Source organism: Thioclava nitratireducens (genome assembly GCF_001940525.2).
GTDB classification, from domain to species: Bacteria; Pseudomonadota; Alphaproteobacteria; order Rhodobacterales; family Rhodobacteraceae; genus Thioclava; species Thioclava nitratireducens.
In genome coordinates this window covers 3,049,190-3,076,182 of record NZ_CP019437.1, presented here as the reverse complement: position 1 = coordinate 3,076,182, position 26,993 = coordinate 3,049,190, and the positions used below count along the sequence as shown (strand labels likewise).

Sequence of the window (26,993 nt, the reverse complement as noted above, 5' to 3'; positions counted from 1 at the left end):
AGCTCTGTGCTGCGAGAATCGTCTGCCCCGGCTCGGGTTGGCAGTCCCCGCCCGATACCGTTAAGGATTGGGCAAAATGCGCGTCTGGGGAGGATCAACGTGAGCAAGCTTTTCGTCGGTGTCGATGTTGGAACCGGTTCGGCGCGTGCCGGGATTTTCGACCGGGAGGGCACGCTTCTCGGTGTCGGCAAGCATCCGTTGGAGATGTGGCAGGACGATCATGGCCATGTCGAACAATCGAGCGCCCAGATCTGGCAGGCGGTCTGCGATGCCGTGACGGGAGCCCTCGCCGCGTCCGGGGCGGACCCGCGCGATGTCGCGGGGATCGGATTCGACGCGACCTGTTCGCTCGCCGTGATCGGCCCGGAGGGCGGGTTGCCCGTGGGCGATCCTGATGCGCCCGAGCGCGATGTCATCGTCTGGATGGATCACCGAGCCCGCGATCAGGCGGTGCGGATCAATGCGGGCGACCACGCGGTGCTGCGCTATGTGGGCGGCCGTATTTCGCCGGAGATGCAGACGCCGAAGCTGATGTGGCTGCGCGAGGAGCGCCCCGAGATCTATGCGCAGGCGCTTCATTTCTTCGATCTCGCAGATTTCCTGACATGGAAGGCGAGCGGCGCGCTGGAGCGCTCCGCCTGCACGGTCACCTGCAAATGGACTTATCTCGCCCATGAGAACCGCTGGGACCCGGAGTATTTCCATGCGATCGGCCTTGGCGATCTGGCCGAGGGCGGCTTCGAACGGATCGGCGCGCGGATCGTTGATCCGGGCACGCCGCTTGGGGCGGGGCTGACCGAAGAGGCCGCCGCGCAGATGGGCCTGGCGCCCGGAACGCCGGTCGCCGCCGGGCTGATCGACGCCCATGCCGGTGGGATTGGCACAGTCGCGGCGCAGGGCGGGTCGGGCGATCCGGCGCAATGTCTGGGCTATGTGTTCGGCACGTCCTCCTGCACCATGACCTCGACGCGCGAGCCTGCCTTCGTGCCCGGCGTCTGGGGGCCGTATTTCTCGGCGATGATCCCGGGGATGTGGCTCAACGAGGGCGGCCAATCCGGCGCGGGCGCTGCGATTGCGCAACTGGTGCAACTGCATCCGGCCGCCCAGGAGGCACGAGACCGGGCGCAGGCCGCGGGCAAATCCGTGCCCGAATTTCTCGCTGATCTCGCGCTCGAGAAGGTGGGGTCACCCTCGGAGGTCGCGACGCTTGCCGAGGCGCTGCACGTGGTGCCGGAATTCCTGGGCAACCGTGCGCCCTTCGCCGATCCGGACGCACGGGCGGTGATCGTGGGGCAGGGGATGGAGACCGGGCTGGACTCGCTCGTGGCGCTCTATGTCGCGGGGGTCTGCGGGCTGGCCTATGGCCTGCGCCAGATCATCGAGGTGCAGGCCGAACACGGCGCGCCGATCTCGGAGATTTCGATCTCGGGCGGCGCGGGTGCGCATCCCGTCACCCGTCAGATCATCGCCGATGCAACGGGGCGCGATGTCGTGGTCACGCGCTGCGAAGAACCGGTGCTGCTGGGCGCCGCGATGCTTGGCGCGGTCGCGGCGAACGGGTTCGATGACCTACAAGCCGCGATGGGGGCGATGTCGCAGGTTGCGACCCGGTTCGCGCCCGCAGGCGGTGTGATAGAACGTCTGCACGCGGCGCGGTTCGACGCCTTCCTGACGCTGCAATCAACCGCCCGATCAGTGCGCGAGAGCATGGCCAATGCGGTCGGGTGACGCGACTGGCTGACGAGGCGTGACGCAGCGGCGCAGCGCGGTCTGGAACGCAGGTCTTGCTTTCGTGGGGTCGGATACGGACACTCTGCAGATTATGGAACGCGTTTCGAAATCCTGATCTTGAAAGCCAAATCGTGACCAGACCCAGCCGCCAGCAAGAGCGGATCGACCAGATAACCGCCTTGCTAGATGTCTCGCCCGCCCTGCGTTTGCGGGATTTGTCCGAGCAGATGGGCGTGACAGAGATGACGCTGCGACGCGACGCGGCCCAGCCCGAGGCGGGGTTTGCCTGCCGGGGTGGCTATATCGTCACCACCCGCACGACCGAGCATTACGACTTCGACGCGCAGATGAACCGCGCCATCGACGCCAAGCGCGCGGCGGCGGGCCATGCGCTCGACCTGGTGCCCGAAGGCGCGGTCGTGTTCCTCGATACCGGCACCACGTTGCCCCATCTCGCGCGGCTCCTGGCGCAGGGCAAAGCGCGGCGAATCATCACCCATTGTCTGACCACGGCGGAGATCCTTCAGGGGCGCAGCAGTGTCCCGGTCGAGTTTCTCGGCGGGGAGATCAAGTCGAGCACACGCTCCTGTCATGCCGGAAATCCGCAGGAGAGATTGGCGCCACTCGGAATCGACGTGGCGTTCCTCTCGGCTGGTGGCGTCGGTTCTGACGGTGCGCTCAGCTGTTCGCACGAGTACGAAGTCCCGTTGAAACGCGCGGCGATCGAGGCTTCGAAACAGTGTTTTGTGGTGGTGGACGCCAGCAAGATCGGCCAGCGCAAGCCGGTCGTTTTTGCGACGCTCGACGAGATTTCGGGCGTTGTGACCGAGGCCGGGCTTCTCGCCGGGATGAGCTTCACGTTGTAGTTGACACTCGCTGCGTCGCGCGAGAAGGTCCGAGTTATGTTGCGATCGTAACATTATCGGGCGGAGCCGCGAGAATTTTCGAACTGACGGAGAAAGAGAATGCCTGAGAAGATTGCCGTCGTCGGCTCGAACATGATGGATCTGGTGACCTATATCGACCGGATGCCGGGTCGCGGCGAAACCTTGGAGGCCCCCGATTTCGTGATGGGCTTCGGGGGCAAGGGCGCGAACCAGGCGGTGGCCGCCGCGCGGCTGGGCTCGGATGTGGCGATGGTCACTTGCGTTGGCGATGACGGCTTCGGCCCGCAGGTCCGTGCCAATTTGGAAGCGAACGGGATCGACACGACCCATGTGCGGACGGTGGAAGGGGCAGCGTCGGGAGTGGCGCCGATCTTCGTCGAGCGCGATGGCGAGAACGCGATCCTCATCGTGAAAGGCGCCAACGCGGCGCTCGCCCCGGCTGACGTCGATGCGGCAGCCGAGACGCTGCGCGCCGCCTCCGCGATCCTGATGCAGCTCGAGGTCGATCTGGAGACGGTCTATCACACCGTGGCCTTCGGGGCGCGCGAAGGCGTGACGACGATCCTCAATCCGGCGCCCGCGCATCCCGACCTGGATATCGAGCGGCTCGACGGGCTCGATTGGTTCTGTCCGAACGAGAGCGAGCTGGCAATGCTCTCGGGGCTGCCGACAGGCACCGAGGATGAAGTGATCGCCGCCGCGCGCAGCCTGATCGAGCGCGGCATCCACAACGTCGTCGTGACGCTCGGCGGTCGCGGTGCGCGTCGGATCACGGCGGACACCGTCGAAGAGATCGCGCCCGTCTCCGTGACCCCCGTGGACACGACCGGCGCAGGCGACGCCTTCATCGGCAGTTTCGCGCATTTCCTCGGACAAGGGATGGAGCCCACCGCGGCGCTGACCCGGGCCGCGCGTTATGCAGCCCTCTCGATCACCCGTCGCGGTACGCAAATCAGCTACGCGACGCCCGCCGAATTCGACGACTTTCTTTCCGAGCATGGGCTCGGCTGAAGTATGCTGATCTTGTCCCGATCGCGCGCCCCGGAGATGTCCCCGGACGTGATGGCGAGGCTGTGACGAGTCCCGATTTAGGAGACACGCAATGAAGACCGAAATGAAAACCGAGACGCAGGCGGAAGGGGCTTTGGTGCCCACCGCCAACGCGGCGGGGGAGCATGTGCGCAACCCCGGCATGGCGCTCGATGTGGGGATGTTCGAGGGGCACCGGGTGAACCGCGCCGCCGCCGAACGCCGCTGTGCGACGCTCACTGCCCGGCGCAGCGTGAAGAAGGCGCATCAGGCGGCATGGCTGGTCAACGCGGTGCGTTGCATCGACCTGACGACGCTTGCGGGCGACGATACCGAAGGCCGGGTGAAGCGGCTCTGTGCGAAGGCGCGCAAGCCCTTGGCCTCGCATATCGAAGCGGGTCTCGGACTCAGCCCGGGCGAGCTGACTGTGGGCGCGGTCTGCGTCTACCCGACGATGGTGCCGCATGCGGTCAAGGCACTGGAGGGCACGGGGATTCCCGTGGCCTCGGTCGCGACGGGCTTCCCGACGGGTCTGATGCCGCTGCATCTGCGGCTCGAGGAAATCCGCTGGGCGGTGGCGCAGGGCGCGGCCGAGATTGACATCGTGATCAACCGCGAACTGGCGCTGACCCGGAACTGGCAGGGCCTGCATGACGAGATTGCGGCGATGCGCGAGGCCTGCGGTGACGCCCATATGAAGGCGATCCTGGCCACCGGCGAGCTGGAGACGCTCAACAACGTCTATTCCGCCTCGATGGTGGCGATGCAGGCGGGCGCCGATTTCATCAAGACCTCCACCGGCAAGGAAAGCGTCAACGCGACGCTGCCTGTCAGCCTGACCATGCTGCGTGCGCTGCGCGATTACGGGATGGCGACCGGCCACCGCATCGGCTTCAAACCCGCAGGCGGGATGAAGCAGGCGAAAGAGGCGCTGGCCTGGCAGATCCTGATGAAAGAAGAGCTGGGCCGCGACTGGCTCAACCCCGACCTGTTCCGCTTCGGCGCAAGCTCGATGCTGGGTGATATCGAGCGCCAGCTGGAGCACTACGTCACTGGCCGTTACGCCGATAGCAGCCGTCACGCGCTGGCCTGAGGAGAGACAAAAATGAGCATTCAGAGCATCCTCGAAACCATGGAGTACGGCGTGGCCCCCGAAGACGACAGCCAGGCGCGCAAGTGGCTCGCCAAGCATGAGGGCGGCTTCGGCCATTTCATCGACGGCGCGATGACCAAGCCGGGCGATCTGTTCGAAGTCCGCGATCCGGCAAGCGACACGGTGCTGGCGCGCGTCACGCAAGGTTCGGCGTCGGACGTGGATGCCGCCGTCTCAGCCGCGCGCAGGGCGCAAAGCGGTTGGGCGAAGCTGTCGGGCCATCAGCGCGCGAAGCACCTCTACGCGCTCGCCCGTCACATCCAGCAGCATTCGCGCCTGCTCGCCGTGCTCGAGACACTCGACAGCGGCAAGCCGATCCGCGAGAGCCGCGACATCGACATCCCGCTGGTCGCACGCCATTTCTATCACCATGCCGGCTGGGCGGAGATCCTCGAGGACGAGCTGCCGGGCCATACGGCGCAGGGCGTCTGCGGCCAGATCATCCCGTGGAACTTCCCGCTTCTGATGCTGGCGTGGAAGGTCGCACCGGCACTGGCGGCTGGCAATACGGTCGTGCTGAAGCCCGCCGAATACACGCCGCTGACCGCGCTGGCCTTCGCCGAGATCGCGCAGGAATGCGGCATCCCGAAGGGCGTGATCAACATTGTCACCGGCGACGGCGAAACTGGGGCTGCGATCGTCGGCCATGAGGGCATCGACAAGCTGGCCTTCACCGGCTCGACCGATGTGGGCCGCATCCTGCGCGAGCGCACGGCTGGTTCGGGCAAGGCGCTGACGCTGGAGCTGGGCGGCAAATCCCCTTTCATCGTCTTCGAAGATGCCGATCTGGACGCCGCCGTCGAGGGCGTGGTGGACGCAATCTGGTTCAACCAGGGTCAGGTCTGCTGCGCTGGCTCGCGCATCCTCGTGGCCGAGGCGGTGGCCGAACGGTTCGAGACGCTGCTGCGCGCCCGGATGAAGACGCTGCGCACCGGCGATCCGATGGACAAGAGCACCGATATCGGTGCGATCGTGCATCCCTCGCAGCTCGCGCGCATCCGCGATCTGGTCGAGAAGGGCGCAAGCGAGGGGGCAACGCTGACCCAAGGCTCTGCCCCGCAGGGCTGCTACTTCCCGCCGACGCTGGTTACGGATGTGGAGCCTGCGAGCGTTCTCGCCACCGAAGAAATCTTCGGCCCCGTGGTCACGCTCACCACCTTCCGCACGCCGTCTGATGCGGTCGCTCTGGCCAACAACACGCGCTACGGGCTCGCGGCCAGCATCTGGTCGGAGAACGTGAACCTGTGCCTCGACATCGCGGGGCAGGTGAAGGCCGGGATCGTCTGGATCAACTCGACCAACATTTTCGACGCAGGCGCGGGCTTCGGCGGCTATCGCGAGAGCGGCTTCGGTCGCGAGGGCGGTCGCGAAGGCATGCGTGCCTATCTGCGCAACCCGGCGGCGGCCACCGGCAATGGCAAGGGCACGACGCCCGCCGAGCTGGAGACCGGCCCCGCCGACACGATCAAGGGCGGCGAGATCGACCGCACCGCGAAGCTCTATGTCGGCGGCAAGCAGGCGCGGCCCGATAGCGGTTACAGCTATCAGGTGAAGGGTGGCAAGGCGGTCGTGGGGCTCGCAGGGCTCGGCAACCGCAAGGACATCCGCAACGCGGCCGAGGCGGCGCATAAGGCGAAGGGCTGGGGCAAGGCCACGGGCCATAACCGGGCGCAGGTGCTCTATTACATCGGCGAGAACCTCTCGGCGCGCGGCGCGGAATTCGCCGCCCGTCTGGAAAGCTTCGGCGCCTCGCGCAAAGCCGCCGAGGCCGAAGTCGAGACGGCGGTGGAGCGTTGCTTCTGGTATGCCGCCCAAGCCGACAAGTTCGACGGCGCGGTGCACGCGACGAAGTCCGAATTCGTGACCCTCGCGATGAACGAGCCGATCGGGGTGATGGGACTTGTGGCCCCGACCGCGCAGCCGCTTCTGGGGGCGATTTCGCTGGTGCTGCCTGCGATCGCCATGGGCAACCGGGTCGTGCTGGTCCCGAGCCAGACCCACCCGCTGGCCGCGACCGATCTCTATCAGGTGCTCGATACCTCGGACGTGCCGGACGGCGTGGTCAACATCGTCACCGGCCCGCGCGACGAGCTGGCGAAGACGCTGGCGGCGCATGATGGCGTCGATGCGATGTGGTATTTCGGCAATGCCGAGGGCTGCCGGATGGTCGAGGCGCAAAGCGCCGGGAACCTCAAACAGACCTGGGTCGAAGCCGACGACGCACGCGACTGGGGAGCCCGTGCGGGGCAGGGGCGTCTGTTCCTCGACCGCGCGACGCAGGTGAAGAATATCTGGGTACCATACGGCGCGTGAGGCCCCAGGCCCCTGACAGGGATACGAGAAAGCGGCCCCGAAATGGGCCGCTTTTTTTGATGAGGGATCGGCGCGCGCAGAGCCGCGCTGTGCCACGAATGGAAACACACGCGACCAAGCGGCGCGCGTGGTGAAATCGCTTTGAAATCGGGGGAGTAGTGGCAGTCCGTAGGGGAATCGAACCCCTCTTTCCAGGTTGAAAACCTGGCGTCCTAACCGATAGACGAACGGACCGCATAACGCTCAGTCAGGGCTCGGAAGTGGCAGTCCGTAGGGGAATCGAACCCCTCTTTCCAGGTTGAAAACCTGGCGTCCTAACCGATAGACGAACGGACCACTCTGAACCTTCCGGGCATACCTGCCTAAGGTGGAGCGGTGTTTAGGCCAGAGAACCGTGACTCGCAAGAGGGTATTTGCGGATTTTTGGAAAGTTTTTGTCCCTCCGTTACGGCAGTCTCGAAGCCTTGGAATTACAGCCCTTTTCTGTGTGCAATCGTGGGGCGTCGCTTACGCTTCGGACGCGTCCTCGAGCCGCAGCTGCACCTTGTTGCGCCCGCCCCATGTGTTGATCTCCAACCGTCCGGCGAGGTGGAAACGCTTCGCGCCCGGCTGGCTCAGCGCGGGGCCGAGCGGGCAGTCGAACGCGCCGAAGCAGACTGTCTCGATCCGCGCGCCCATACCGTCGCCGAACATGAAGCGCAGATGGCTCTCGCCGATCCGGCGCGCGCCCACGACTTCCATATCCGCAAAGGCGAAACGCGGGGCAGGAGCGCCTTGGCCGAAGGGGCCGGCGCGGTCGAGGTCTTCAATCAGTTGCGCGGTCGCCGCGCCCGGCATCAGCATCCCGTCGAGACGCAGGTCGCGCGGGCCGATCTCTCCCGCACCCTGTTTGGCCAGAAGCTCCGACAGGCGCGCCATCGCAGGCTCCAGCTTGTTTTCCTCCACCGTGAGGCCCGCCGCCATCTTGTGCCCGCCGCCTTTCAGCAGCAGCCCCTCGGCGGCGACGCGCTGGATCGCGGCCCCGATATCGACGCCGGCGACGGAGCGGGCCGAGCCTTTGCCGATCCCGTTCTCCACCCCGATCACGACCGAGGGGCGGTTCGTCGCCTCTTTCAGCCGCGCGGCCACGATGCCGACGACGCCCGGGTGCCAGCCAGCGCCCGCCGCCCAGACCAGCGGCGCGTTGAGTCCGCGTTCCTCGGCCTGCGTCAGCGCCGCCTCCCGCACGGCGTTCTCTACCTCTCGGCGCTCGGTGTTGAGCTGATCGAGCCGTTCCGCGATGGATTGCGCCTCGTGCGGGTCGGTTGTCGACAGCAGACGCGCGCCCAGATCGGCCGCGCCGATCCGCCCGCCTGCATTGATCCTCGGTCCCAGCACGAAGCCCAAGTGATAGGCGGCGGGCGCACGGTCGAGCCGCGCCACGTCCGACAGCGCCACGAGGCCGGGCCGCTCGCGCCGCGCCATGATCTTGAGCCCCTGCCGCACCAGCGCCCGGTTGCAGCCCGTAAGCGGCGCGACATCGGCCACCGTCGCAAGTGCCACCAGATCGAGAAGCGTCATCAAGGGCGGGCCCTGCACACCTTCGTCGCGCAGCTGCCGGTTCGCCTCCACCAACATCAGGAAGACGACTGAAGCCGCGCAGAGATGACCCAGCTCGCCGGTCTCGTCCTGTCGGTTCGGGTTCACCACGGCCAGCGCGGGGGGCAGGGTCTCGCCGCCAAGGTGGTGATCGAGGATGACGACATCGGCGGGCTTCGCGGCGGCTACGGGCTCGTGGCTCAGCGTGCCGCAATCGACGCAAACGATCAGCGGATGCTCGGCCCCGAGGCTTTCCATCGCGGGCACGTTCGGCCCGTAGCCCTCGTCGATCCGGTCGGGAATATAGAGCGTCGCCTCGCGCCCCATCGCGCGCAGCCAGTTGATCAGCAGCGCCGCCGAGGCGCCGCCATCGACGTCGTAATCCGCGAAAACGGCGATCTTCTCACCCGACTTCACCGCTTTCAGGAACCGCGCCGCCGCCTGCTCCATGTCGCGCAAGGATCGGGGGTCGGGGAGAAGTTCGCGGATCGTGGGTTCGAGGAAGCCCTCGCTCTCCTCCGGCGTCACACCGCGCGCGACGAGGATGCGGGCGAGGGGCAGGGGCAAGCGCGTCTGCTGCGCCATCGCCTCGGCCAGCCGGTCGGCCTCGGGTGTGGGGCCGATCCAGCGGCGGCCTGTCAGGGATTGCTCGACGGAAAGGAAACTGCTCATGGCGTCGGGTTTAGCCAAATCATGCGGAGGCTGCCAGAGGCGAGCGCGCCGCGCCTAGTCGGGGATGTTCTCCAGCAGCGCCTGGCGCGAGTCCGAGGCGAATTCACGCCGCCAGAGCATCGCCGTGGTGAACAGCGTCGCCGCAATGAGCGCATAGGGCCCGAGCAGCCATGCCAGCGTCGCCAGCGCGAAATAGACGGAACGCAGCCCGCGATTGAAGCTCTTCGCCGCGTTGATGTTCACCTGCGCCGCCTGTTCGGCGCGCGGATAGGCCAGCGGGTCCTCGGGCTCGTTGGGCACCGCCGCCATTGCGATCGCGGCGTAGGAGAACAGCCGATGCGACCAGACGAATTTCAGAAACGCATTCGCGCCGAAGAGCACGGCCGTCAGGATGCGCGCCTCCCACAGCAGGTCCGGGCCGCGCGCGATGTCGAAATCATCGGCGAGATTCGTCAGGGGCTGCGGGTTCGCGATCAGCGCCAGCCCCGCGCCGATGGCGATCAGCGAAGAAGAGGCGAAGAAGGTCGTCGATTGCCGCAGCCCGTCCACCATGGCCGAATCGAAGATCCGCGGCTGGCGCGTCACCAGCTGGCGCATCCATTCGCGACGGTAATTTTCCATCAGCTTGCCCATCGAAGGGCGGCCGGTGCTCGGATGTTCGGTCGTCCAGCCGATCACGAGCCAGCAGGTGACGAGAAGCGCAAGCGCCGCGAGATCGAGAGGCCCGAGCGGGCCGATATGAAACATCGTCGTCATATCGACAGTTAGCGCGATGCGGCTTCCCTTGTCACCGGGGCTTATTGGTTATATTTTCTGACCAACCGGGAGGAGTTTGCCATGGAAATGCCCAAGCCGAAGGAGGATCTGCTGGCGCGCAAGCCGCAGATCATCGCCCGCCTGCGCGAGGTTCTGCCCGCGGATGCGGTGATCGACGATCCGAGCGAGACGCGCGCCTATGAATGCGATGCGCTTTCGGCCTATCGCTGCCAGCCGCTGGGCGTGGTGCTGCCGCGCTCGACGGCGGAGGTCGCGGCGGCGCTGAAGGCCTGTCACGAACTGGGCGTGCCGGTGGTGCCGCGCGGCGCGGGCACCTCGCTTGCGGGCGGGTCGATGCCGCAGGCGGATTCGGTGGTGCTGGGGCTCGCGCGGATGAATGCCGTGCTGGAGACCGATTACACCAACCGCTTCATCCGGGTCGAGGCGGGACGGACGAACCTTTCGGTGACCGGGGCGGTGGAAAGCGATGGCTGGTTCTACGCGCCCGATCCGTCCTCGCAGCTCGCCTGCGCGATCTCGGGCAATATCGCGATGAATTCCGGCGGTGCGCATTGCCTGAAATACGGGGTGACGACGAATAACCTCCTCGGCGTGACGCTGGTCACGATGGAGGGCGAGGTGGTCGAGATCGGCGGACCGTATCTGGATGCGGGCGGGCTCGATCTGCTGGGGCTGATCTGCGGCTCGGAGGGGCAATTGGGCGTCGTGACCGAAGCCACGCTTAAGATCCTGCCGAAACCCGAAGGCGCACGCCCCGTGCTGATCGGATTCAACTCGAACGAGGTCGCGGGCGCCTGCGTCGCCGATATCATCAAGGCGGGCATCCTGCCCGTCGCGATCGAGTTCATGGACCGCCCCTGCATCCGCGCGACCGAAGCCTTCTGCCATGCGGGCTATCCCGATTGCGAGGCGCTGCTGATCGTCGAATGCGAGGGCTCGGAAGCCGAGATCGACGAGCAGATCGGCATGATCCGCCAGATCGCGACCCGTCACGAGCCGGTCGAGTTCCGCGAGGCGCAATCGGCCGACGAGGCCGCGCGGATCTGGCTGGGCCGGAAGTCGGCCTTCGGCGCGATGGGGCAGATTAACGATTACATGTGCCTCGACGGGACGATCCCGGTCTCGGAGCTGCCCTTCGTGCTGCGCCGGATCGGCGAGTTGTCGAAGGATTTCGGGCTCGACGTCGCAAACGTCTTCCACGCGGGCGACGGCAATATGCACCCGCTGATCCTGTATAACGCCAACGAGCCGGGCCAGCAGGAGCAATGCGAAAAGCTGGGCGCGGAGATCCTTAAGCTCTGCGTCGAGGCGGGCGGCTGCCTGACCGGCGAGCATGGCGTGGGCATCGAGAAGCGCGACCTGATGGATGTTCAATTCGAACCCGCCGATCTGGAAGCGCAGATGCGGGTGAAGGACGTGTTCGACCCGAAATGGCTTTTGAACCCGGCGAAGGTGTTCCCGCTCGGCGCGAGCGCGAGCCGCCGTGCGAGCTGAAAAGGGAGAGGGGCGCTGCCCCGCTCGCTGACGCGAGCCCCCGGGATATTTTTGCCAAGAGGAAGGCAGATTTCATGAGAGTTGAAAGCGAGGCGCAGCTGGCCGAGGCCGTCCGGGATGCGGGTGGCGCGCTGGCGGTGCGTGGAGGCGGCACGCGGCCGGTTGGACGTTGTCTGGGCGAGCCGCTGGAAGTCGGGATTTCGGGCATCACGCTCTATGAGCCGGGCGCGCTGACGCTGGTCGTCGGCGCCGGAACGCCCCTCGCCGAGGTGGAGGCCGCGATTGCCGCCGAGGGTCAACGTCTGCCCTTCGAACCAGCGAATTGGGGCCCGGTCCTGGGCGTGCGCGGTCAGAGCACCGTAGGCGGTGTCGTGGCGGCGAACGTCTCGGGGCCGCGCCGGGTGCAGGCCGGGGCCTGTCGCGACAGTCTGATCGGCACGCGTTTCGTCGACGGGCGCGGGCAGATCGTGAAAAACGGTGGCCGGGTGATGAAGAACGTCACCGGCTACGATCTGGTGAAGCTGATGGCGGGAAGCTGGGGCACGCTCGGCGTGATGAGCGAGGTGGCTTTCAAGCTGCTGCCCGCCGCGCCGTCTCAGGCGACGGTGGTGATCGACCTTCCGGCAGGGGCCGCGCAAGTTGCGCTGGCGGCGGCGCTTGGTTCGCCCTTCGACGTGTCCGGTGCGGGCTGGTTGCCCGGCACCGGCGCGGTGGTCCGGGTCGAAGGCCTCGCCGAATCCGTCGCCTACCGGGCGGAACAGTTGCGCAGACTGATGGAGCCGTTCGGCCCGGTTCGGGTCGAGGAAGAGGGCTCGGCCGCGATCTGGCAAAGCCTGCGCGATCTGGAGCCGTTTATCGGCAAGGACGGCGATCTGTGGCGGCTCTCGGTGAAGCCTTCGGAGGCGTCTGACCTCGTGGCAAGGCTCGGCGGCGAGGTGCTGCTCGACTGGGGCGGCGGGCTGATCTGGGCGCTTCTGCCAGAGGGGAGCGATGTCCGTGCGCTGGCCTCGCCCTATACCGGCCATGCGACCTGCATGCGCGGCGCGGCGGGCGTGACCTTCGAGCCCGAACCCGCGCCGATCGCCACGCTCACCACCGCGTTGCGGGCGCAATTCGACCCCAAAGGTATTCTGAACCCCGGAAGGATGAGCTGATGCAGACGAATTTTTCGCCCGAACAGCTGAAAGATCCCGGCGTCGCGCGCTCCAACGAGATCCTGCGCGCCTGCGTCCATTGCGGGTTCTGCACCGCGACCTGCCCCTCCTATCAGGTGCTGGGCGACGAGTTGGACAGTCCGCGCGGGCGCATCTACCTGATCAAGGACATGCTGGAGAATGACCGGCCCGCGGATGAGAAGACGGTCAAGCATCTCGATCGTTGCCTGAGCTGCCTGGCCTGCATGACGACTTGCCCCTCGGGCGTGCATTACATGCATCTGATCGACCATGCGCGCGCCCATGTAGAGAAGACCTACAAGCGCCCGATGATGGACCGGCTGCTGCGCTGGACGCTGGCGAAGATCGTGCCCTATCCGGGCCGCTTCCGTCTTGCGATGGGCGGCGCGAAGTTGGCGAAGCCCTTCGCGGGGCTGCTGCCCGACAAGCGCCTGCGCGCGATGGTGGGCATGGCGCCGAAAACCATCCCGCCGGTCAGCCGCAACGATGACGCTCAGGTTTTCGCGCCTATGGGCGAGAAGAAATACCGCGTGGCGCTGCAGATCGGCTGCGCGCAGCGGGCGCTCAACACCGATATCAACGATGCGACGATCCGGCTGCTGCGGCGGTTGGGCTGCGAGGTGGTGATACCGAAGAACCTTGGCTGCTGTGGGGCGCTGTCGCATCACATGGGCCGCGAGAAAGAGAGCCATGCGCAGGCCGCGAACAATATCCGTGCCTATCTGAGCGAGCGCGATCTGGATGCGGTGATCATCAATACGTCGGGCTGCGGCACTACGGTGAAGGATTACGGGCATATCTTCCGCAACGATCCGATCGCCGAGGATGCGGCGAAGGTGGCTGGGCTCGCCTGCGACATCTCGGAATTCCTCGTGAAGATCGGTCTGCCCGAGGGCAAGGGCGGGATGCGAGTCGCCTATCACGCGGCCTGTTCGCTCCAGCACGGTCAGCAGATCAAATCCGCGCCGAAGGATCTTCTGAAACGCGCCGGCTTCGAGGTGGTCGAGCCCGCCGATAGCCATCTGTGCTGCGGCTCGGCGGGCACCTACAACCTGCTGCAGCCGGAGATTTCCGACGAGCTTAAGAAGCGCAAAGTGGCGACGCTCGAGGCGAAGCAGCCGGAGGTGATCGCGGCGGGCAATATCGGTTGCATGGTGCAGATCGGCGGCGGCACGGAGGTGCCCGTTGTCCACACTGTCGAACTTTTGGATTGGGCCACGGGCGGGCCGAAGCCACCCGCGCTTGCGCAAGCGTGATCCACGCCACAATCTGGCCGCATCGGGGCGCTAAGCAGGACGAAACGCCCCGCAATCTTCGGAGCCCCGATGCGCCTTCTTGCTCTCGCTCTTGCCTGTCTGACCGCCGTTCCTGTGCTTGCGCGGGCCGACACGATCACCCATGCGACGTCCTTGCGCGCGCTGGAAACCGGCGACGATACGCGCGGCTGGCAGGCGGTCGGGCGGCTCGATCTGGGTCATGGCAGCTTTTGCACCGGCACGCTGATCGCGCCTGATCTGGTGCTGACGGCGGGGCATTGCCTCTATGACAAGCGCAGCGGTGCGCTGATAGACGCGCGGGAGATCGAGTTCCTCGCGGGTTGGCGCAACGGCCGCGCCGAAGCCTATCGCAAGGTGTCGCGCGCGGTGCTGCATCCCTCCTATCACTATGGCGGGCCGGTCGGCGTGAAGCGTTCGGAATTCGATCTGGCGCTGATCAAGCTCGCCCAGCCGATCCGCCTGCCACAGCTTCAGCCCTTCGAAGTGTCGCGCAGCGCGCCTTATCGTGGCGAGGAAGTCGGCGTGCTCTCCTATGCGCAGGGCCGCTCGGAGGCACCGTCGCTGCAACGAAACTGCTCGGTGCTGGAGCGCGCAGGCGCGACGGTCGTGATGAGTTGCTCGGCCGATTTCGGGGCCTCGGGCTCGCCGGTCTTCAGCTTCGCCAACGGCCGCCCCGAGATCGTCTCGGTGGTCTCCGCCAAGGCCGAGATGGGCACGCGCCCGGTCTCGATCGGGGCGCTGGCCAATGGGGTCGCCGATCTGCGGCAGGCCATCGAGAGCCGCGACAACGTCGCCACTACCCGCGAAATTCGCGCGGGCGGGGCCAAGTTCATCAAGGCGAACTGAGCGCGATGGGCGTGAAGCGGGTCATCTTCGGCGTGATCGCTCTGGCACTGCTTGGCGGCATGGGCGAGGCGCAGGAGGCGCGCAACTCCGCGCTCGATCGCCTGTCGCAACGCGCGGATCTCTTCGGCTGGGAGGCGGTGGGCAAGGTCACCATCGGGGCCGAGGGCTATTGCACCGGCGTGCTGATCGCACCCGATCTGGTGCTGACCGCTGGCCATTGCATCTTCGACCGACGCGCGCAGGGGCCGCGCGATCCCGCGACGCTGGGTTTTGCAGCCGCGCAAACCGACGGGGCGGAGGTGGCCGCGCGCCCGGTCGTCGCGATGGTCGCCGATCCGGACTATAACCCGTTCGTGCCGCTCTCGATCGACACCGTGCGCCACGACGTCGCGCTTTTACAGCTCTCCGCGCCGATCCCGACGTCGATCGCCGCGCCTTTTCGCGTCGGCGACGTGCCCGCCGCAGGGGCGGAAGTATCGGTGGTATCTTATGCGCAGGGCCGGGCCGATGCGCTGTCGTGGCAAAAGGCCTGCCGCGTGTTCGGGCGGGCCAAGGGGCTGATCGGCTTCGATTGCGATGTCGATCACGGCTCCTCGGGTGCGCCGGTTTTCGACCGCTCGGGGCTTGCTGCTGGCGGGCGGGCGCAGATCGTGTCGCTGGTTTCCTCGGGCTCGCGCAGGAATGGCGTCTCGCGCGCCTACGGGATGGAATTGCCCGCGATCGTCGCGCAGTTGAAATCCGCGCTGCGCAGCGGGCGCGGCGTGATCCGCGCCGCCTCCCCCAGCGTCTCCGCCGCGCCGCAGATCCGTCGCACGGAGCCCGGGCAGGGCCAGCCGCGTATACTGTCTGGCGGGCGCACAACCGGCGCGAAATTCCTGCGTCCCTAAGGGCTTGGCCCGAAGCGGCGCCCCTCTTGAAACGTCGCGAGAGATTTCCCAAATTTATGAGTGCCGGAATGCCTGATGAGGGTTCTGGCGCCTAACTGCCCGGCCCCGCAAGGGGCGGGTTTCATAACCATCGCTCAAGAGAGGATGATGATATGCGAAGCTTTGATCTTTCGCCCCTTTACCGCGCCACCGTGGGCTTCGACCGCGTGGCTGATCTGATGGACCGTGCGCTGACCAGCGATCTCGCGCAGCCGACCTATCCGCCCTACAATATCGAGAAGACCGACGAGAATGCCTATCGCATCTCGATCGCCGTTGCGGGCTTCGGTTCGGATGAGCTGAGTGTCGAACTCAGAGAGGGCGCGCTGATCGTGACCGGTCGCAAGGCCGAGGACGATTCCGGTCGCACCTATCTGCATCGTGGCATCGCGACCCGTGCCTTTGAGCGCCGCTTCGCGCTGGCCGATCATGTCAAGGTCACCGGAGCCACCCATGAGGATGGGATGCTCCACCTCGATCTCGTCCGTGAAGTGCCCGAGGCGCTGAAACCGCGCCGGATCGAGATTGCGGGCCCGACCAAGTCCGAGGCCAAGCAGGTCGAGACGGTCGACGCCTGAGGCATCTGCCATCGTTGAAAAATGACGGGCGCGGGGGGAAACTCCCGCGCTTTTTGCTGTCTGGGATCGTCAGGGTGGAGTGAGGTCCTCGCCACCGCGCCTGAACACCATCACATGGTCGCCGCTGCCGGTGAAAGTAACGGCCGAACCATCAACCTGCGCCTGCTTCATGTCGAAGAACAGCTGCGCGAGGCCCGCATCGGCCTTGAACTCCGGCGTCTCCTGCTCGCAGGCGAACGTGGGCGAGGCCGAGGTCGGCCGGATGCCAAGCGCGGGGTAGGGGGCGAACATCACCCCGGTCACGCAAAGACAATGACCGCAGACGGCGAAGCGCGAATTCTCCCCGATATAGAAGCGGATCGCGCGGGTGGGTGCCTTGCCGTCCACCGTCGCGAGGTCATAGGCGCGCCGGGTCTCCACCTTGGCGGCAAGCGTCTGGGCGTCCGAGACACCGCCCGGCATACAGGCCGCGAGCGCGGCTGCGAGACCAAGGGCGGTAACGCGCGCGGCGGTCTTCGTCGAAAAATCGCTCATGGTTCTGGTCCGTGACTGGGCCGTTTCCGGCAGCTCTCAGCAGGATGCGCGGACTGAGGACCCATCCGCATTGATCCGGCGCAAGGCCCGCCGCGGCCTCAATCAGCGACCATTGCGCCGATCAGCGCGATCTCCTCGGCGCCAGCGTCGCGGGCTTTCTGTTCCAACCGGCGGTAGGCTGCGAGGACCGCTTCGCCCTCGGGGGTGAGCGAGGCGCCACCGCCCTTCGCGCCGCCGCGCGAGCGATCCACCAGCGGTTCCTTGAATACGGCGTTCATCTCTTCGACGAGCGACCAAGCGCGTTTGTAGCTCATCTTCATCGCGCGGCCCGCCGCCGAGATCGAGCCGTGTTCGGCGATCTCTTCGAGCAGCCGGACCTTGCCGGGGCCCAGCATCGCCTTGTCGAAATAGAGGCGCATCATCAGGCGGGTCAGTTCCATTCGGGCATCTCTCGGGCTCGTCACGTCGTGCGGCGTTTATCCTGAGCCTGTGCCCGGGCCAAGACAAGGGGGCGGGGGCGCGAATGCACAGGGGCATGTGCTCTTGCCATTGCCCGCGCCTTGGGCGAGCGTGCGCGCGAAGGAGCCCCCGCATGTATATCTCGATCGCCTCGCTTGTGGGCGCCTATCTTCTGAGCCAGTTCTACCGCACCTGCTTGGCCGTTCTGACGCCCGTTCTGGGCAAGGAGATCGGCGTGACGCCGGGCGATCTCGCCGTGTCGCTGGGGCTTTGGTACGGGGCCTTCGCGCTGATCCAGATCCCCATCGGCGAGGCGCTGGACCGGATCGGGCCGCGCCGCACCGTGGGCGTGCTGATGGCGCTTGGCGGGGGTGGGGGCGCCGCCGTCTTCGCGATGGCGCAGGGACCGATGGGCATTCACATCGCGATGATCCTGATCGGGGCGGGCTGTGCGCCTGTGCTGGTGGGCAGCTATTTCATCTTCGCACGCAGTTTCAAGCCGGCGCTGTTCGGCACGCTCGCGGCCTCGATGATCGGGGCGGGGAGCCTTGGCAATCTCGCGGGCGCGGCCCCGCTTGCAGCCTCCATCGAGGCTTTCGGCTGGCGTCCGACGCTTTGGGCGCTCTCGGCGCTGACGCTGCTGGTGGCGGCGCTGATCCTGTGGCTCGCGCGCGATCCCGAGCGGGTGGAGCAGCCTGCAGGCCGCCGGGGTACCGCGCTCGATGTGCTGCGTCTGCCGGGCTTCTGGGTGCTGCTGCCGCTGACGGTCGCGAATTACACCGCCGCTGCCGGGATTCGTGGCGTCTGGGCGGGCTCCTATCTGGCTGATGTCTTCGGCGCGGATGCGAATCTGATCGGCCGAGTGACGCTGGTGATGGGCCTCGCGATGATCGCGGGCAATTTCGCCTACGGGCCGGCGGACAAGATTTTCGGCAGCCACAAGCGCGTCGCGCTTTACGGCAATGCGGTGCTGGCCGTGGCCTTGGCGATGCTCTTCGTGTTGCCGGGACAGTCGCTGTGGCTGGCGACGGTTCTACTGGCCGCGATCGGCTTCTTCGGCGCGTCCTTCCCGGTGATCATGGCGCATGGCCGCACCTTCTATCCGCCGCATCTGACGGGACGGGGGGTGACGCTGCACAACATGTTCTCGATCATGGGCGTGGCTGGGATGCAATTCGCCTCGCGGCCCGTTTTCGATGCGGTATCGGTGGGGCACACGCCCGCCGTGGCCTATGGGCTGCTGTTCGCGTTCTTCCTTGCACCGCTGGTGATCGGGCTGGCGTTCTACGTTTTCGCCCGCGACAGCGGCGATGGCTTGAGCTAAACCCATCGCATGACCCGGCTCGGATTTCTGATCAGTCGAACGTTGCGGCGCGAGGCCCCGCTTGCCGCGCTCTCCGTCTCGCAAAAGGCGTTGCTGGACGACCTTGCCGGCAAAACCGTCGCGCTTGTCGGCAATGCCCGCGCGCTGGCCGAGGGACAGGCGGGGGCGGAGATCGACGCGCATGACGTGGTGATCCGGATCAACCGCGCCCCGATGCCGTCGGCGCAGAGCCACGGCAAGCGCACCGACTGGCTGGCGCTCGCGACCTCGCTGCCCGAAGCCGAGCGCGCCCGCATCGCGCCGTCACGCATCCTTTGGATGAGCCACAAGCGCAAGCGGCTGGACTGGAAAACGGCGACCAACCCCGGTTTCTACCTGCATCCGCTCAACGATTACGAGGGGCTGAAGGCCAAGCTTGGCGCGCAGCCCACGACCGGAGCGATGCTGATCGACATGCTCGCGCGCTCTGATCTGGCGCGGCTCGATCTATACGGGTTCGATTTCTTCGCCTCGCTATCTCTGTCGGGGCGGCGCTCGGCCGACAAGGTGCCCCATGATTTCGTCGCGGAAGCGGAGATGGTTGGCGGGCTTCTTGCCTCCGATCCGCGCATCATTCGGAACTGACTGCGCGTCGAGCCCCTTTCATTTCCTGACGTAAAGCGGTAGTAAGCCGCGTTCTATTGGAGCAAGGAGGTCCTCATGGGCTATAAAGTCGTCGTTGCGGGCGCCACGGGGAACGTGGGCCGCGAAATGCTGAACATCCTGGCCGAGCGTCAGTTCCCGGTCGATGAACTGGTGCCGCTCGCGTCGCGCCGGAGCCTCGGCACAGAGGTCAGCTTTGGCGATCAGACCCTGAAGACCAAAGACATCGAAGGGTTCGACTTCACCGGCTATGACATCGCGCTCTTCGCGATCGGCTCGGACGCCACGAAGAAATACGCGCCGATCGCCGCCAAGCAGGGCTGCATCGTGATCGATAACTCGTCGCTCTACCGCTACGACCCGGACGTGCCGCTGGTCGTGCCGGAGGTGAACCCGGAAGCCGTGGACGGTTACGCGAAGAAGAACATCATCGCGAACCCGAACTGCTCGACCGCGCAGATGGTCGTGGCGCTCAAGCCGCTGCATGACCGCGCCAAGATCAAGCGCGTCGTGGTCTCGACCTACCAGTCGGTGTCGGGCTCGGGCAAAGAGGCGATCGACGAGCTTTGGGACCAGACCAAAGGCATGTATGTGCCGGGTCAGGAAGTGGAGCCGAAGGTCTACCCCAAGCAGATCGCGTTCAACGTGATCCCGCATATCGACGTGTTCCTCGATGACGGGTCCACCAAGGAAGAGTGGAAGATGGTCGCCGAGACGAAGAAGATCGTCGATCCTGCGATCAAGCTGACCGCGACCTGCGTGCGCGTGCCGGTCTTCGTGGGCCACTCGGAGGCGATCAACATCGAGTTCGAAGAGTTCCTCGACGAGGACGAAGCACGTGACATCCTGCGTGAGGCGCCCGGCATCATGGTCGTCGACAAGCGCGAAGATGGCGGCTACATCACCCCCGTCGAATGCGTCGGCGATTTCGCCACCTTCATCTCGCGCATCCGTCAGGACTCGACCATCGAGAACGGCCTGAACATCTGGTGCGTGTCGGACAACCTGCGCAAGGGCGCGGCGCTTAACGCGGTGCAGATCGCCGAGACGCTGGGCAAGCGCGTGCTCAAGAAGGGCTGAGCGTTCGGCCTTATTTGAATTGGGAAACGCCCGGTCGGAAGATCGGGCGTTTTTCTTTTCGGGCAAAGCGATGAGGGACGCGCCCGAGCCTCGGGCGGGCGCTTTGCTCCGTCTGTGGCTGGGCGCTTTATCTCGCAAGCCCGAATGTCGCTTGTGCCCGCGAGGCCATCGCCAATGCGCCCTCCCGGGGGAGGGTCGGGCGCGGCCCGGGCTGGTCGCCCCGCGCTACAAAGCCTTACCGCGCGAGCCGCTTAACCCCGAGATACGGCCCTTCGCGCGCTGCCGCGATACGTGCCTTGGCGGCCTCGATGCTCTCATAGGCCACGCTCATCGTTTGGCCGTTGGCATGGATCATCGTCTCGCCATCGCAGGCGAGCGCGACATGGCCTTTCCAGAACAGCAGGTCACCACGTCGCAGGGGCGCACCTTCGGGCACGGTCTCGCCCATCTCCGCCCATTGAAGATCGCTGTCGCCCGGCACGGATTGCCCGCACAGCGCGAAACCGATCTGCACCAGCCCCGAACAGTCGATCCCCGCACGGCTGTTGCCGCCCCAGAGATAGGGCGTGCCCAGCAGTCGCTCGGCCACCGCGAGGGGATCGTCCCCGGGCCGATCGAGCGCGCGCAGATGCTGCCGCGGAACGAAGCCCTCGGCGGTCACCGCGAACATGCCGGTTTCCCCCGTCACCGCCAGCCGCGCGCCCATCGAGAGCTGCATCACTTCGCCGCGCTTGATCGCCGCCTCGCGATAGACATGCGTGGCGGGCGCGGTGACGACATGCGTGGCGGGCTCGGGCGTGGCGAAGGCGTCAGCGGCAATCCAACCGCAATAGCCGTCCCATGCCGCCTGCACGAAGGCGAAGCCGTCGCGCTGATCGATCACCGTCACCTCGGCTCCGAAAAGAAGCTGTCGGTCGCGCAGGCTGCCGGGCTCGGGGCAGAGATCGGTCACGGGTACGATGATCCGCGCGGGCATCCCGTGGGTGAAACCCTCGGCCTCGACCTGTCCTCGCAGCGCCTCCAACGCGAAAGCACCCGAAAAGGGCAGGCGGCGACGGTCGGTCATTTCAGCACCTCGGGCAGAGCCGCGAAGATCGCCCGCGCACCTTGACCGACGCCGCCTTTCGGCCGGGCGGGGGCGGCCGCGGGCTGCCAGCCGTAGATGTCGAAATGGGCGAAGCGCTTGGTCTCGGTCACGAAGCGGCGCAGGAAGAGTGCCGCGGTGATCGAGCCCGCCATGCCGCCCGAGGGCGCGTTATCCAGATCGGCGATGCCGGGTTCGATCTTCGCCTCGTAGGGCGCCCAGAACGGCATCCGCCAGAGCGGATCGGCCACCGCCCCCGAGGCCTTCGCCAAAGCCTGCGCGACGCCCTCGTCATCTGTGTAGAACGGGTGAATGTCCGGCCCAAGTGCGACCCGCGCAGCCCCCGTCAACGTTGCCATGCAGACCATCAGGTCGGGTGGGGTTTCATCGGCATAGGCCAGCGCATCGGCCAGCACCAGCCGTCCCTCGGCATCGGTATTGTTGATCTCGACGGTCAGCCCCTTGCGGCTGGTCAGGATGTCGCCGGGGCGGAAACTGTCGCCGCCGACCGAGTTCTCGACCGCCGGGACCAGCACCCGCAGGCGCATCTTCGCGCCGGTCGCCATGATCATATGCGCGAGCCCCAGTACGGTGGCCGAGCCGCCCATATCCTTCTTCATCAGCCCCATCGAGGCGCCGGGCTTCAGGTTCAGCCCCCCGGTGTCGAAACAGACGCCTTTGCCGACCAGCGTCAACGCCGGCCCTTCGCTGCCCCAACTCAGCTCGATCAGCCGCGGCGTGCGCGGCGAGGCGCGACCGACGGCGTGGATCATAGGGAAGTTCTGCGTCAGAAGGTCGTCGCCCTTCACGACCTTGACCTCAGCGCCGTGGCGGTCGGCCAGCAGGCGCGCCGCGCCCTCCAGTTCCTCCGGTCCCATGTCGGAGGCGGGGGTGTTGATCAGGTCACGCGTAAAAGCCTCGCCCTCGGCGACGGCCTCGATCTGCGCAGCATCCATCCCGTCCGGGCAAACCAGCCGCGCTTTCGGCGCTGCGGCTTCGGCGTAGCGGTCGAACCGATAACCTGCGAGCAGCCAGCCGAGCGCCGTCTCTGCCCTCAAAGATTCCGGCAAATCGCCCTCGATCCGCCACGCGCCTTCGGGAAGGGTCGACGCCGCGCGCGCCAGCGAGAACCGCTCTCTTGCCCGTGCCGCCGCGGTCCCGAGGCCCAGCAGCGCCGCCTCCGCGCCGTCCGCCCCCGGCAGAAGTGCGACCTGGCCGGCCTTCGCCTTGAACCCCGTTGCCTCGACGAAGGCGCGCTGCGCGGGCGGCAGATCGGCCAGAGCCTGCTCCATATCCTCGGGCGCGACGGCGATCAGGGCGCGGGCAGGCGCGTCGGCTTCGGCGAAGCGCATTGCCGGGCGCGGGGCGAGAAAGGAAAAATCTGCGGGTGCGTCTGCGCTCATGGGGGCGGCTCCTTGGCTCTGGTGGTTTCTTCGCCCCAGAGCCTAGCGCCGCGGCGCCTGCCCGCAAGGCCCGATTGCGCGCACTTCAGGAGGACAGGCCGCCGATGTCCCAGACCTCGGTAAGAGATCGTTCCGCGATCCGGCCCAGCCGCGCCATTACCGCCGCCTGCGCCACCGCATCGCCGGTCGCGATACACTCGGACAGGTCGCGCGCGGTGCGCACCATCGACACCAGACCCACATGTTCCGAGAGGTCGATCACCTTGACGATTGCGCACCGCATCTTGGCGCGTTGGCGCGATTTCGCGGCTTCTTCCAAGGCGGCGAGTTGCACGGCGAGATCCTCGACCGTGGCGCAGATGACCCGCTCCGCATCGACCTGTCCCAGCTCCACGTAGAGCACCGATAGCCGCGTCGTATCCAGCGACATCCGTTCCTTGCAACGCAAACGAGACACCTGTGTCACCACGACACCCCCCTTTGATTTCGCCATCACCCGGGCGGCAATATGGCCGACAGGTCTCAAGATTTCATTGAGCGACGCGGAGAAACCTCTCGTAACCCGGCCTGCATCGCGGTATTTGACGCTGCGATAAGACGCGAGACACCAGACCCAAAAACACCGGGGGACCGATGAGAGAGCATGTGAAGCCGCTGCCGAGCTACCTTGTGAACCGTTATCAGGGATGGCACGCGACTGCGTATGACGAGAACCGCGCCTGGTATCGCCGTCTCGCCTCCGAAGGGCAGCGTCCGCGCTCGATGATCATCGCCTGCTGCGACAGTCGCGTGCATGTCACCTCGATGTTCGGTGCCGATCAGGGTGAGTTCTTCATCCACCGCAATATCGCGAACCTCGTGCCGGAATTCACGCCCGATGGCGATCACCATGGCACGTCGGCGGCGGTCGAATATGCCGTGACCAGCCTGAAGGTCGCGCATCTGATCGTGTTGGGCCACAGCAATTGCGGCGGCATCGCGGGCTGCCACGCGATGTGTTCGGGTCATGCGCCGGAACTGGAGGAGAAAAGCTCTTTCGTCGGCACCTGGCTGAACCTTCTGCGTCCGGGTTACGAGCGCGTCACCGACCTGCCCGAGGATCAGCAAGTGCTGGCGCTCGAGCGTGAGGCCGTGAAAGTCAGCCTCGAGAACCTGATGACTTTCCCCTTCGTGCGCGAGGCGCTCGACGCCGATCGGATGACGCTGCACGGGCTGCGCCACGACATCGGCGAGGGTACGCTCGAGCAATACGTCTCCGGCTCGGATCGGTTCGAGAAGCTCTGAGGCTTTGCAAATTCGTTGCTCCCCTTCGCGAGGTCGATTGCTCCGCCTTGGGGAAAACCAATTGGCATTCACGGGCTGTTAAGCTTGATGCGCGAGGCTGTGGGTACCCCGCCCACGCCAACGAGCTTTGACCCGACATGTCACCTGCATCCCGACCGCATTCCCAGCATCGTCTCGTCTCCCTGCGGCTGCCGCTCGATATGATCGATCGCATTGCGGCGGAGGCGCGCGCGTTCGACCTGCCTCCGGCAGAGCTGATCCGGCGCGTCCTGCAGGAGGGGCTGGCGGAGGAGCCAACCTCCGCCCTCCCCACCACGAAAGAGCCGCTGCCGGAAATGGCGGCGGTGCAAGCGGCGCTGGATCAGGCGCGCGATTGGTTCGATCTGCAACATCGGCTGCGGGATGCGGGCTTCGTGCTGCGGCTTGCGGGCGGGGGTGCGCTGGGTCTGCATGCCTGGCCGACGAACCGCTTCCTGTTGCTGCTCGACGAGATCGGGCCGAGCCTGACGGAGTTGGTGCTGCGCTTCGCCGCGCCGTTTCCGGGGGACGATGGTGGGCGCACCAAGATCGTCGGCGCGAGGTCTGGGCAGGGCGCGGCGGAAACGGTGACGGCACAGGCTGCCGCCGCCGAGTATGCCGCGGCGCAGGCGGCGGGGGCGCAAGCCGTGCCGGAGGAGAAGGCGGCCAAGGCGGCCGAAAAGACCGGCGGTGCAGAGACACATCCCCCCGAGGCGGCGAAGGCCGAACCGCCCGCGCGCGGGTTCCTGCGCCTGTCGCCAGCGTTGCTCGCGAAACTGCGGGCTGCGGCGAACCCGCGAAACGCAGCCTGATCGCGCGCGGAGGCCTTTGCGTTACGCTGACCTAGCGCAGCACCTTGTCGGTGGGCCAACTCAGCGTGGTCTCGGTGCGGATCGTCTTGGTCTCGTCCGCGCCCAGGTCGAAGCGCCATGCGAGCACGCCGCGGCGATGGTCGTAATCGGTCTCGCTCGCGGGCGGGGTCGCCTTGGTAGTGATTTTCAGGTCTTCCTGTTCGGAATAGGGTACCCGGTCGATCACCCGCATCGGCCAGCCTTTGTCCGTCAGGTTCTTCACCTCGATCTCGACGACTTCGCGGCGCTCGTTCGACTTGGAAATGAAGCCGCTATCGCCCTCCATCGTGTCGGGCATGCGGCGGTCCACGCGAATGCCCTCGATCGGCCCGAAGCCCAGCGTCAGGTCATCCCCTGCCGCCACCATCGGCAGATGCGACTGGCCGACCAGCGCGCCATCGGCATAGAGGTTCGCGGGGCCGGGCAACAGGATCTCGCCGGTCCCGTTCTTGCCCTCGGCCACGCGATAGGCCTGCGGATCGGTCAGCGGGGCGGCTTCGGCGAAGACCTCCATCGGGAGGGTCTTGGAATCGAGGCTCAGGCGGAGATCGTCGACCCCGTCGCGCAGATCGACCGCGCTCGGGTAATGGTAGGTCACCGTTTCGCCCTGCATCTGAAGATCGGCGCGGTCGCTGATCGCTGCTTCCGCCATCGGCGCGGCGGCGCCATCCGATGCCGCGAGGGAGCGCTTCATCGGCACCGGTGCGGGCGGCGCATCCGGGTCGCCGATGTGCGCGAGGCGCGGATAGACTTCGCCTGGCTCTGCGCGCCCGCCGGGGCGAGCGGTCGAGAGCGTCAGGTCGACGTTACGCCAGTCCTCGCCGGTGGCCTGATGGACCGAGACGAAGCGCTCCATATCCACCGCGCCCTTGTCGCGGTCGAGCCGCAGATCATAGGAGGGCTGCCACCCGGCATTGTTAACGTAAGAGGTGATCGTCAGCGTGCCCGAGCCCTGCACCTTCGCGCTGAGCATCTCTCGATCTTTCGCCGGGTTCAGCAGCGCATCGAGCGCCGCTCGCGCCTGTTTCACCGCCTCTTTCGCGGGGTCGAGCGCGGCTTCCGCGCGGCGCGCTTCCGCTTCGGCGGCGATTGCGCGTTCGGTGGCCGAGAGAATCTGATCCTCCACCATCTGCGCCAGCGCGCGCAGCTGTTCGGGCGCGGTGACCTGCGAGTCGGTGTTCTTGAGATATGTGATCTGGTCGCGCGCGGCCTGCGCCTTGGCGCGGATCACGGCCACCGCGTCTTCCTTTTCCGCAAGGGCTTCCTTTGCAGAGGCTAGCCGGTCACGCGCAGCCTTCACCGCTGCGCTTTCGGTTCCGCTGGTCGCCGGCGCGCGCCCTGAGATCAGGCTCACCGCGCCGATCTGCACACCGTCACCCGACACCCGCAGCGTCGAGATGTCGGTGCCTTCGGGAAACCCCGGAACCAGCAGGTCATGGCTGCCCTCGGGCGCCTTCACCTCCACCTGCCGCACCACCTGCGCGCCCTGCGGAAAGAGCGTCACGGCCGTGATCTTGCCCGGTGCCTCGATCGTGTCGGCCAAGGCGGGCAGGGCGGTCGCGGCCATAAGGGCCGCCGTCAGGGTGATGCGCATCGGTTCCTCCCACATCCGTTCCGGATTGAGCCTGCGTCGGCCTGCGCGCAGTTGCAAGCCATTGAAATCCGGCGCGGGTCGTCACTGGCGGGAACTCGCCAGAGCGTTCGTGCTAGGCGTCGGGGGGCTACGACTGCTTGCCCTTGCGTCCGAAGCCCCGCGCGCATAGGTTGCGCCCCAACCTCGGGGTGCCGGATGATCCGGCTGAGATGCGATCCACGCGAACCCGTTGAACCTGAACCGGTTAAGACCGGCGGAGGGAAGGTAGCCGGATAGTCCGGCCC

24 protein-coding genes, 2 tRNA genes and 1 riboswitch are annotated in these 26,993 nt (G+C 66.5%); of the genes, 16 read left to right on the top strand and 10 right to left on the bottom strand.

The annotated features are described in order from the left end of the window. Positions 1-99: 99 nt before the first annotated feature. The 5 genes from BMG03_RS14680 to BMG03_RS14660 all read left to right on the top strand — a co-directional run bounded on the left by BMG03_RS14680 (position 100) and on the right by BMG03_RS14660 (position 7,113). On the top strand, positions 100-1,728 hold the full coding sequence (locus BMG03_RS14680) for an FGGY-family carbohydrate kinase (protein WP_075776899.1): 1,629 nt from the start codon (positions 100-102) through the stop codon (positions 1,726-1,728). A 134-nt stretch (positions 1,729-1,862) separates the two neighbouring features. Further along, a complete protein-coding gene (locus tag BMG03_RS14675; protein ID WP_167733397.1) occupies positions 1,863-2,597 on the top strand; it encodes a DeoR/GlpR family DNA-binding transcription regulator in 735 nt (244 codons plus the stop codon). 99 nt (positions 2,598-2,696) lie between these two features. Continuing rightward, the gene (gene rbsK / locus BMG03_RS14670) at positions 2,697-3,629 is read left to right on the top strand and encodes a ribokinase (RefSeq protein WP_075776897.1); all 933 of its coding nucleotides are present in this window, start codon (positions 2,697-2,699) and stop codon (positions 3,627-3,629) included. 103 nt (positions 3,630-3,732) lie between these two features. Continuing rightward, a complete protein-coding gene (gene deoC / locus BMG03_RS14665; RefSeq protein WP_206184223.1) occupies positions 3,733-4,740 on the top strand; it encodes a deoxyribose-phosphate aldolase in 1,008 nt (335 codons plus the stop codon). A gap of 12 nt (positions 4,741-4,752) precedes the next feature. After that, positions 4,753-7,113 (top strand): aldehyde dehydrogenase family protein, encoded by a 2,361-nt coding sequence (locus tag BMG03_RS14660; RefSeq protein ID WP_075776896.1) that lies wholly within the window; start codon positions 4,753-4,755, stop codon positions 7,111-7,113. 159 nt (positions 7,114-7,272) lie between these two features. Here BMG03_RS14660 and BMG03_RS14655 read toward each other — a convergent pair. The 4 genes from BMG03_RS14655 to BMG03_RS14640 form a co-directional block, all read right to left on the bottom strand. Then, a tRNA-Glu gene (locus tag BMG03_RS14655) sits at positions 7,273-7,347 on the bottom strand. A gap of 27 nt (positions 7,348-7,374) precedes the next feature. Next, a tRNA-Glu gene (locus BMG03_RS14650) sits at positions 7,375-7,449 on the bottom strand. Positions 7,450-7,620: 171 nt separating this feature from the next. After that, a complete protein-coding gene (recJ, locus tag BMG03_RS14645; RefSeq protein ID WP_075775728.1) occupies positions 7,621-9,363 on the bottom strand; it encodes a single-stranded-DNA-specific exonuclease RecJ in 1,743 nt (580 codons plus the stop codon). 54 nt (positions 9,364-9,417) lie between these two features. Beyond that, a complete protein-coding gene (locus BMG03_RS14640; protein WP_075775727.1) occupies positions 9,418-10,119 on the bottom strand; it encodes a DUF599 domain-containing protein in 702 nt (233 codons plus the stop codon). An 81-nt stretch (positions 10,120-10,200) separates the two neighbouring features. Here BMG03_RS14640 and BMG03_RS14635 point away from each other — a divergent pair, with 81 nt between their 5' ends. The 6 genes from BMG03_RS14635 to BMG03_RS14610 all read left to right on the top strand — a co-directional run bounded on the left by BMG03_RS14635 (position 10,201) and on the right by BMG03_RS14610 (position 16,436). Then, positions 10,201-11,634, top strand: a complete 1,434-nt coding sequence (locus tag BMG03_RS14635; protein WP_075775726.1) for an FAD-linked oxidase C-terminal domain-containing protein — start codon at positions 10,201-10,203, stop codon at positions 11,632-11,634. Between the two features lie 74 nt (positions 11,635-11,708). Beyond that, positions 11,709-12,788 carry an FAD-binding protein gene (locus tag BMG03_RS14630; protein WP_075775725.1) on the top strand — a complete coding sequence of 360 codons (1,080 nt, stop codon included), beginning with the start codon at positions 11,709-11,711 and terminating at the stop codon, positions 12,786-12,788. After that, positions 12,788-14,065: a glycolate oxidase subunit GlcF gene (gene glcF / locus BMG03_RS14625; RefSeq protein ID WP_075775724.1), complete on the top strand. Its 1,278-nt coding sequence runs from the start codon at positions 12,788-12,790 to the stop codon at positions 14,063-14,065. Before BMG03_RS14630 ends, glcF begins: the two co-directional genes overlap by 1 nt. Positions 14,066-14,134: 69 nt before the next feature. After that, entirely contained in the window at positions 14,135-14,932 is a 798-nt protein-coding gene (locus tag BMG03_RS14620) for a trypsin-like serine peptidase (protein ID WP_075775723.1), read from the top strand. 5 nt (positions 14,933-14,937) lie between these two features. Continuing rightward, positions 14,938-15,819, top strand: coding sequence for a trypsin-like serine peptidase (locus BMG03_RS14615; protein WP_075775722.1), 882 nt, complete (start codon positions 14,938-14,940; stop codon positions 15,817-15,819). A 152-nt stretch (positions 15,820-15,971) separates the two neighbouring features. Further along, entirely contained in the window at positions 15,972-16,436 is a 465-nt protein-coding gene (locus BMG03_RS14610) for an Hsp20 family protein (RefSeq protein ID WP_075775721.1), read from the top strand. Positions 16,437-16,505: 69 nt separating this feature from the next. Here BMG03_RS14610 and BMG03_RS14605 read toward each other — a convergent pair whose 3' ends face one another. Together BMG03_RS14605 and BMG03_RS14600 are read right to left on the bottom strand one after the other, a co-directional pair. Continuing rightward, positions 16,506-16,970 carry a hypothetical protein gene (locus BMG03_RS14605; protein ID WP_075775720.1) on the bottom strand — a complete coding sequence of 155 codons (465 nt, stop codon included), beginning with the start codon at positions 16,968-16,970 and terminating at the stop codon, positions 16,506-16,508. Between the two features lie 98 nt (positions 16,971-17,068). Continuing rightward, positions 17,069-17,410, bottom strand: coding sequence for a winged helix-turn-helix domain-containing protein (locus BMG03_RS14600; protein ID WP_075775719.1), 342 nt, complete (start codon positions 17,408-17,410; stop codon positions 17,069-17,071). A gap of 152 nt (positions 17,411-17,562) precedes the next feature. Between BMG03_RS14600 and BMG03_RS14595 the strand changes: the two genes are divergently transcribed. From BMG03_RS14595 to BMG03_RS14585, 3 genes are all read left to right on the top strand, one after another. Then, the gene (locus BMG03_RS14595) at positions 17,563-18,753 is read left to right on the top strand and encodes an MFS transporter (protein WP_075775718.1); all 1,191 of its coding nucleotides are present in this window, start codon (positions 17,563-17,565) and stop codon (positions 18,751-18,753) included. A 9-nt stretch (positions 18,754-18,762) separates the two neighbouring features. After that, complete coding sequence (locus BMG03_RS14590; RefSeq protein WP_075775717.1) at positions 18,763-19,377, top strand: glycosyltransferase family 29 protein; 615 nt, start codon at positions 18,763-18,765, stop codon at positions 19,375-19,377. Positions 19,378-19,452: 75 nt separating this feature from the next. Beyond that, complete coding sequence (locus tag BMG03_RS14585) at positions 19,453-20,475, top strand: aspartate-semialdehyde dehydrogenase (protein ID WP_075775716.1); 1,023 nt, start codon at positions 19,453-19,455, stop codon at positions 20,473-20,475. 235 nt (positions 20,476-20,710) lie between these two features. Here the strand turns inward: BMG03_RS14585 and BMG03_RS14580 are convergent, their stop codons facing one another. The 3 genes from BMG03_RS14580 to BMG03_RS14570 all read right to left on the bottom strand — a co-directional run bounded on the left by BMG03_RS14580 (position 20,711) and on the right by BMG03_RS14570 (position 23,392). Continuing rightward, positions 20,711-21,541 carry a C40 family peptidase gene (locus BMG03_RS14580; RefSeq protein ID WP_075775715.1) on the bottom strand — a complete coding sequence of 277 codons (831 nt, stop codon included), beginning with the start codon at positions 21,539-21,541 and terminating at the stop codon, positions 20,711-20,713. Continuing rightward, positions 21,538-22,962, bottom strand: a complete 1,425-nt coding sequence (locus BMG03_RS14575) for a leucyl aminopeptidase family protein (RefSeq protein WP_244270956.1) — start codon at positions 22,960-22,962, stop codon at positions 21,538-21,540. Before BMG03_RS14575 ends, BMG03_RS14580 begins: the two co-directional genes overlap by 4 nt. Before the next feature lie 85 nt (positions 22,963-23,047). Continuing rightward, entirely contained in the window at positions 23,048-23,392 is a 345-nt protein-coding gene (locus tag BMG03_RS14570) for a hypothetical protein (RefSeq protein ID WP_077701282.1), read from the bottom strand. Between the two features lie 203 nt (positions 23,393-23,595). Between BMG03_RS14570 and BMG03_RS14565 the strand changes: the two genes are divergently transcribed. Together BMG03_RS14565 and BMG03_RS14560 are read left to right on the top strand one after the other, a co-directional pair. Then, positions 23,596-24,246 carry a carbonic anhydrase gene (locus BMG03_RS14565; protein ID WP_075775714.1) on the top strand — a complete coding sequence of 217 codons (651 nt, stop codon included), beginning with the start codon at positions 23,596-23,598 and terminating at the stop codon, positions 24,244-24,246. 137 nt (positions 24,247-24,383) lie between these two features. Then, positions 24,384-25,076: a hypothetical protein gene (locus tag BMG03_RS14560; protein WP_075775713.1), complete on the top strand. Its 693-nt coding sequence runs from the start codon at positions 24,384-24,386 to the stop codon at positions 25,074-25,076. 31 nt (positions 25,077-25,107) lie between these two features. Here BMG03_RS14560 and BMG03_RS14555 read toward each other — a convergent pair whose 3' ends face one another. Further along, positions 25,108-26,709 (bottom strand): DUF4139 domain-containing protein, encoded by a 1,602-nt coding sequence (locus tag BMG03_RS14555; protein WP_075775752.1) that lies wholly within the window; start codon positions 26,707-26,709, stop codon positions 25,108-25,110. A 174-nt stretch (positions 26,710-26,883) separates the two neighbouring features. Then, positions 26,884-26,988, top strand: a riboswitch (TPP riboswitch). Positions 26,989-26,993 lie beyond the last annotated feature (5 nt).